The organism is Labrys sedimenti, assembly GCF_034424805.1.
Classification (GTDB): domain Bacteria; phylum Pseudomonadota; class Alphaproteobacteria; order Rhizobiales; family Labraceae; genus Labrys; species Labrys sedimenti.
The window spans coordinates 1-1023 of sequence record NZ_JAXOUF010000103.1 but is presented as its reverse complement, the minus strand read 5'-3'; the positions used below and the strand labels follow the sequence as shown (position 1 = coordinate 1023).

Annotated in this window: 2 protein-coding genes; both read left to right on the top strand. The window is 64.0% G+C overall.

Features of this window, described 5'->3' with window-relative positions; genetic code table 11:
- Nucleotides 1–460 (top strand): DUF933 domain-containing protein (locus U1R88_RS35625; protein WP_322435563.1); only part of this gene is annotated, 460 nt, incomplete at its 5' end.
- A 170-nt stretch (nt 461–630) separates the two neighbouring features.
- Nucleotides 631–1023 (top strand): LysR family transcriptional regulator (locus U1R88_RS35620; RefSeq protein ID WP_322435562.1); only part of this gene is annotated, 393 nt, incomplete at its 3' end.

Genomic DNA, 1023 nt, shown 5'->3' with positions numbered 1-1023 from the left:
CTTCGAGAACAACCCGCTGCTCGACGTGGTCAAGGCTATTGCCGACGAAGAAGGCGCCATCGTTGTTCCGGTGTGCAACAAGATCGAAGCGGAAATCGCCGAGCTCGATGACGGCGAAGAAAAGGACATGTTCCTCGAGGCCCTGGGCCTGGAAGAGCCTGGCTTGAACCGCGTGATCCGCGCAGGCTACGAAATGCTCAACCTGCAGACCTACTTCACCGCCGGGGTGAAGGAAGTCCGCGCCTGGACCGTCCGCGTCGGCGCCACCGCGCCCCAGTCGGCCGCCGCCATCCACACCGACTTCGAGAAGGGCTTCATCCGCGCCGAAGTGGTGGCCTATGACGACTTCATCGCCTTCAAGGGCGAGAACGGCGCCAAGGAAGCCGGCAAGTGGCGCCTGGAAGGCAAGGACTACATCGTCAAGGACGGTGATGTCATGCACTTCCGCTTCAACGTCTAAGCGACGGCGAAGGCCAGAGCCCCCTCCCCACCGCAAGGTGGCGAGGGGGTTTTCTTTTGCGCGGCGATTGGCTGTCGCCGCGCAAAGGCACGGCTCGCGGGGCGTCGATTTGGCACAATGACCCTCGCTCGACCGCCCGCGAGGGCTCTTCCCGCTGCCTGGATGCCGCCATGAACTTCGAAGACCTGCGCCTGTTCGTCACCACCCTGAACGAGGGCAGCTTCACCGCCGCCGCCGACAAGCTGGGGCTGTCCAAGCAATTCGTCAGCCGCCGCCTGATCCAACTGGAAGACCGCCTGGGCGTGCGCTTGCTTAACCGCTCCACACGGCGCCTGGACGTCACGCCGCTGGGCCAGAGCTACTACGAGTCGGCCTTGCGCCTGCTCGGTGAGGTGGAACAAGTGGAGCAGGGCATCGCTGGCCAGAACAGCGAGCCCCGAGGCACCATTCGCCTCAGTGCACCCTTGTCGTTCGCCATGGCGCACCTGGGTTGCCTGTTGCCGTTGTTTCTGCGTCAGCATCCGCAGGTCTGCGTTGAAGTTGACCTGAGCGACCGTCCGGTG